Raw genomic sequence first — 6,142 nt, forward strand, 5'->3', positions numbered from 1 at the left:
ATCGGATTCTGCCGTTAAACACCGACAGGGGGTTGTCGCACGCGGGCTCGAGACTGGCTCCTGCCGGGATGCTCCCGGCCAGACAAGGACCGTACCGATGAACCTCGTATCCGTTCGATTGATCACCGACGACGTGAAGCGCCTGGTCGCCTTCTACGAACGCGCACTCCGCACACCGGCCAGCTGGTCGACCGATATCTTCGCCGAGATACGCACCCCGACGGGGACTCTGGCGATCGGCAGCACGCGGACCGTCGGCCTCTTCGGGCCCGGAGCCGCGCGCCCGGCCGACAACCACACCGCGATCATCGAGTTCCTCGTCGCGGACGTCGACGCCGAATACGCCAGGCTCTCCCCCTGGCTCACCGATGTCGTCACCGTGCCAACGACCATGCCCTGGGGCAACCGGTCCCTGCTGGTGCGCGACCCCGACGGTACTCTGCTCAACTTCTTCACACCCGTGACAGCGGACGCCGTCGCCAGGTTCGCCGGCCACGACCGGTAGGGCCGGGCTCAGACTCAGGCCCAGGGCCCTGGCCGCGATGCCGGCGTGTACACCGGCCACCGCCGTGTGCCCGTCGCCTACCCCAGGTCGAGCCGGGTGACGACGCCGTACGGGATGTCCAGATCGTCCCTGGCCAGCGGGCGGGGATCGGGCGTCTCTGCCGTCACCGACACGGACACGATCCGGTCGACGCGGAAGGCGCGCACGCCGTCGCGCAGCCGGCACCAGCCGAGCAGGTACCAGTGCGTCGGCGATCCGACGTAGCCGAGCGGTTCGACGTCGCGCCGGGTCAGGGCGCCTGCCGTGTCCCGGTAGGCGAGGCGCAGCACCCGGCCGGTCGACAGGGCGCTCGCCACGCTGTGCGGAACCGCCGGGAGCGGATGCCCGTCGCCGAGCAGGTGGATGCGCCCGGCCAGCTCCCGTGCGGCACGCGCGTCGTCAGCCTGCATCGCGGCCAGGAGTTTGGGCAGGGCGGAGCGTGCGGCGGCCCGGAACGGCGTTTCCTCGAGCAGTCGGAGACCGACGGAGAGGGCGACGGCCTCGTCCGGGGTGAGGTTCACCGGTGGAAGTGTCCGCCGCTGGTCCAGACAATAGCCGCCGGTGCGCCCGTGCTCGGCCCAGATCGGCACCCCGGACTGTTGCAGTGCACTGATGTCGCGCTCGATCGTGCGCGAGCTGATCTCGAAGCGCCCGGCCAGCCATCCCGCACTGCGTGGGCGTGGCGCGACCGCGCGCAGTTCCTCCACGATCGCATAGAGGCGGTCGGTCCGGTTCACGCCAGCCACTCTAACGGCAGGCACCGACCTTGCCGTCAAGGATCGGTAGGCTTAAGAGACGTGCGACCGGCGCCAGAAGCGCCGGTCGAGACTGAGATGGAGAAAACGTTGCCAGGAGAGAACCTCACCCGGATCGAAGCCCAGGAGCGCGCAGCGCTCGTCACTGTGCAGAAGTACGCGATCAGCCTTGACCTCACGACGGGTCCCGAAACCTTCGCGAGCACCACGACGGTCACCTTCACCGCGACCCCGGGTGCCTCGACGTTCATCGACGCGATCACGCGCACGGTGCACGCAGTGACCCTCAACGGAGTCGACCTCGACCCGGCAAGCGTGAGCGACGGCATCCGCATTCAGCTCGATGGTCTCGCCGCAGAGAACACGCTCACCGTCGTCGCCGACGCCGAGTACACGAACACCGGTGAGGGCCTGCACCGTTTCGTCGACCCGGTCGACAACGAGGTCTACCTCTACAGCCAGTTCGAGGTTCCGGACTCCCGCCGTGTCTTCGCAGTCTTCGAGCAGCCCGACCTCAAGGCCGCGTTCCAGTTCACCGTGACTGCCCCCGGCGAATGGGAGGTCGTCTCCAACTCGACGACGCCCGAGCCCACGGATGCCGGCAACGGCGTGAAGACCTGGGCGTTCGAGCCCACCCACACGATCTCGAGCTACATCACGGCGCTCATCGCCGGCCCGTACGCGGTCATCCGCAGCGAGCTCACCTCGAGCGACGGCCGGATCATCCCCCTCGGCCTGTTCAGCCGCAAGAGCCTGTCCCAGTTCCTCGACTCCGACTACCTCTTCGAGAAGACCCGCCAGGGCTTCGCCTACTTCGAGGAGAAGTTCAACTACCCGTATCCCTTCGACAAGTACGACCAGCTCTTCGTGCCGGAGTTCAACGCGGGCGCGATGGAGAACGCCGGAGCGGTCACCTTCACCGAGACCTACGTCTTCCGGTCCAAGGTCACGGATGCCATCAAGGAACGCCGCGTCGTCACCGTGCTGCACGAACTCGCGCACATGTGGTTCGGCGACCTCGTCACGATGAAGTGGTGGAACGACCTGTGGCTCAACGAGTCCTTCGCTGAGTGGGCCTCGACCATCGCCACTGCCGAAGCGACCGAGTGGACAGAGGCCTGGACCACCTTCGCCGTGATGGAGAAGAGCTGGGCATACAAGCAGGACCAGCTGCCCTCGACCCACCCCGTCGTCGCGACCATCACCGACTTCGATGACGTGCTCGTCAACTTCGACGGCATCACCTACGCCAAGGGCGGATCTGTCCTCAAGCAGCTCGTCGCCTGGGTCGGCCGCGACGAGTTCTTCGCCGGCGTCGCCTCCTACTTCGCCAAGCACCAGTGGGGCAACACCGAGCTCAACGACCTCCTCGTCGAGCTCGAGGCATCCAGCGGCCGCGACCTCTCCGGCTGGGCCGCGAAGTGGCTCGAGACCGCGGGCGTCAACACCCTCCGCCCCGAGATCGCCGTGGACGCCGCCGGGGTCATCACCGGCTTCTCCGTGCTGCAGAGCGCGACCGCCGACTACCCGACGATCCGCCCGCACCGCCTCGCGATCGGGTTCTACGACCTCGTCGACGGGCAGCTCGTGCGCACCCACCGGGTCGAGATCGACGTCGACGGAGCGAAGACGGATGTTGCCGAGCTCGTCGGCCGCGCCCGCCCGGCCCTCGTGCTCCTCAACGACGACGACCTCGCCTATGCGAAGATCCGGCTCGACCCGGCCTCGCAGGAGGTGGCCCTCGAGAACCTCGCCGCGATCGAGAGCCCGCTCGCCCGCGCCATCGTCTGGGGTGCGATCTGGGACGCCACCCGCGACGCCGAGACCGGCGCCCGCGACTTCGTGAGCCTCGTGCTCGGCAACATCGCGAGCGAGACAGAGTCGACCACCCTGCGCACCGTGCTCGGCCAGCTCGTGCTCGCCGCGAACTATTATGTGGCTCCCGAGTTCCAGGCCTCGACGCTGACCGAGGTCGGCGACGCGCTCTGGTCCCTCGCCCAGCACGCCGAGCCCGGCAGCGACGCGCAGTTCCAGTTCGTGAAGTTCTTCGCCTCCGTCGCCGCGACCGACAGCCAGCTCGCGAGCGTCGCGGCCCTCCGGAACGGAACGGTCCCGCTCGAGGGGCTCGAGATCGACACCGACCTCGCCTGGGAGCTGCTCATCGCCCTTGCCGCCGGCGGCAAGGTCGACGGCGCGGAGATCGACGCGGCGCACGCTGCGGACAACACCGCGACCGGCGCCCAGTCGGCCGCGCAGGCTCGCGCCGCTCTTCCGACCCCGGAGGCCAAGCAGGCCGCCTGGGATTCCCTGATCGAGACGGACACCGCCCCGAACACGATCGTGCGCGTCACCGCGGCCGGGTTCCTGCGCGCGAACGACACGAGCCTGCTCGAGCCGTTCGTCGACACCTACTTCGCGATGCTGCAGCCGATCTGGGTCTCCCGCAGCTTCTCGATCGCGGAGAAGCTCATCATCGGCCTCTACCCGTCCCCGCTCGCCAACCAGGCGCTCGTCGAGGCGACCCGCACGTGGCTCGGCGCCAACCCCGAGCCCGTCGCACTGCGTCGCCTCGTGATCGAGAACCTCGCGGGAGTGGAACGTTCCCTCGCCGCCCAGGCACGCGACGCCGAGTAACCGCACCGCGGCATCCGCCGGCCCGAACGGCCTCGCCCCTCAGGGGGCGGGGCCGTTTTCACGTTGGCGGGGCGCTCAGGGTTCGCCCGGTCGGCTCTCGGTAGACTCGAAAGCGCTATGAACTGGGACATTATCTGGGCTGAAATCGTCAAATACTTCACAACGACCCTCGGGCTACAACTGCTGCAGGTGCTCGGAATCCTCATCGTCGCGTTCGCGGTGCACTGGATCCTGCAGTTCGTGATCCGCCGCGTGGTGATCCAGATTGTCACCGGCGTCAAGCGCACCCAGAAGGTTGAGGACACCCGGGCGCTCAATGTGTCCCCGGTCGCCGCCGTTCGCGTCGTGCAGCGCACCCGTACGCTCGGCTCCGTACTGACCAACATCGTCAATGTGCTCGTCGTGATCATCGCCGGCCTGCTCATCCTGCAGGTGATGGCCCCGAGCATCCTGGGCTCGTTCGCCCTGCTGACGGCCGCGATCGGCGCCGGCCTCGGCTTCGGTGCCCAGAACATCGTCAAGGACATCCTGAACGGCCTGTTCATGGTCATGGAGGACCAGCTCGGCGTTGGCGACATCGTCGACACCGGGTTCGCCTCCGGCGTCGTGGAGACGGTCGGCATCCGCATCACCCAGATCCGCGACGTGAACGGCACGCTCTGGTTCGTTCGCAACGGCGAGATCCTCCGGGTCGGCAACATGTCGCAGGGCTGGGCCCGCGTCATCATCGACCTGCCCATCCCGTACAGCTCGGACGTCGAAGCCATCCAGTCCGAAATGCTGCGGGTCGCGACGGCGCTCGCCTCGAGTCGCAAATGGCGGTCGATCATCCTCGAGAAGCCGGAGATCTGGGGCCTCGAGTCGATTTCCGCCGAGGCCCTTGTCACCCGGCTCGCCGTGAAGGTGCGTGTCTCGGCGAAGTGGGACTTCGCCCGCGACCTGCGCCTGCACCTGAAGCTCGCGCTCGACAGCCTCGGGGTCTCGCTCACTCCGCTCAACAGCGTCGTGATGACGGGGTCGGACGACGGCTCGGATGCCACGCCGCCGACGAACCCCGTCGATATCGCCGCCGTCGCCGCGGCCGCGGAACCCGATCCGCTGCCGCACATCGAGGTTGTTCCGCTCAAGAAGGCCAGGACCCCACGCGGGCCCCGCAAGGCCAAGTCCGTTGCCAAGAAGGAAGCCCCGGTCGACGACGCTCCCGTCGAGGCCGCCCAGGCCCCCGCCCCACGGGCAACCGCACCCCGCGCTCCGCGAGCCCCCAAGACTTCCGCCACCCCGACCACCCCGACCACCGCGACCGCTCCAGCCACCCCGAAGGCTCAGGCAGCCCCGAAGGCTCCGACTGTTCCGACGCCGGACGCCGCCCACCCGGGCCCGCCGACTCCCGAAACCGAACCCACCCCCGAGGGATCCCATGACGACTGACCCCGCCCAGCCACCGGCATCCGCCCCCGCCCCGACCCCGGTCGACCCCGCACTGCCTGCCCGGGTGCTGCTGCGCAACGGTGAGAACGGTGCCGCGATCGGTGCCTCGTTCTACGAGCAGGTCGGCGGGCGACCGTTCTTCGAGAGGCTCGTCACCGAGTTCTACCGGGGTGTCGCCGGCGACCCCGTGCTGAAGCCGATGTATCCGGAGGACGACCTCGGCCCAGCGGCAGCGCGCCTCACCGGGTTCCTCGAGCAGTACTGGGGCGGCCCGGGTACCTACAGCGAACAGCGCGGACACCCGCGGCTGCGCCAGCGGCACCAGCCCTTCAAGGTCAACCCGGACGCCAGGGACCGTTGGCTGCTGCACATGCGTGCCGCGGTCGACTCCTGCGAGCTGCCCGAGCTGCAGCGAACCGTGCTCTGGGACTACCTCGAGCGCGCGGCACACGCCATGTTGAACACGTTCGACGACTGACCTCAGGGCGTCTCCAACCGTCCCTGGAGGGGAGAACAGGCTCTCGAAAGAACGAGAACGTTGTGAATTCGCCTCAACACGTACCTGATCAGAGTAGATTTCCACAGACCTGAGCCATACTCAGAGAATGTCGGTGGTGGGTCGTAACGTGGGGGCATGACGAACTTTCCGGAGTTGCCGGCATCGCGGGAGCAGCCGCATGGCGGTGCGTCTCCCAGTACGCCCGTCACCGTGCTGGTGCCGGATGCTGTCGCGGCCTTGGGAAGGTCATCAGCTGACTACGACGCGCTCAGCGACGAGCAG

At 68.1% G+C, this 6,142-nt stretch carries 5 protein-coding genes; 4 read left to right on the forward strand and 1 reads right to left on the reverse strand.

The window, feature by feature from the left end:
• Positions 1–97 precede the first annotated feature (97 nt).
• On the forward strand, positions 98–505 hold the full coding sequence (locus tag E3O46_RS04910; protein WP_134561204.1) for a VOC family protein: 408 nt from the start codon (positions 98–100) through the stop codon (positions 503–505).
• Positions 506–582: 77 nt separating this feature from the next.
• Here the strand turns inward: E3O46_RS04910 and E3O46_RS04915 are convergent, their stop codons facing one another.
• The gene (locus E3O46_RS04915; protein WP_174774628.1) at positions 583–1,281 is read right to left on the reverse strand and encodes a helix-turn-helix transcriptional regulator; all 699 of its coding nucleotides are present in this window, start codon (positions 1,279–1,281) and stop codon (positions 583–585) included.
• Positions 1,282–1,389: 108 nt separating this feature from the next.
• Between E3O46_RS04915 and pepN the strand changes: the two genes are divergently transcribed.
• From pepN to E3O46_RS04930, 3 genes are all read left to right on the forward strand, one after another.
• On the forward strand, positions 1,390–3,933 hold the full coding sequence (pepN, locus tag E3O46_RS04920) for an aminopeptidase N (RefSeq protein ID WP_134561205.1): 2,544 nt from the start codon (positions 1,390–1,392) through the stop codon (positions 3,931–3,933).
• 117 nt (positions 3,934–4,050) lie between these two features.
• Entirely contained in the window at positions 4,051–5,361 is a 1,311-nt protein-coding gene (locus tag E3O46_RS04925) for a mechanosensitive ion channel domain-containing protein (RefSeq protein WP_134561206.1), read from the forward strand.
• Positions 5,351–5,839 (forward strand): globin, encoded by a 489-nt coding sequence (locus E3O46_RS04930; RefSeq protein ID WP_134559771.1) that lies wholly within the window; start codon positions 5,351–5,353, stop codon positions 5,837–5,839. Before E3O46_RS04925 ends, E3O46_RS04930 begins: the two co-directional genes overlap by 11 nt.
• The last annotated feature ends 303 nt before the right edge of the window (positions 5,840–6,142 follow it).

Origin of the sequence: Cryobacterium glucosi, assembly GCF_004402235.1 — a bacterium.
In the GTDB taxonomy this organism is placed as follows: Bacteria; Actinomycetota; Actinomycetes; order Actinomycetales; family Microbacteriaceae; genus Cryobacterium; species Cryobacterium glucosi.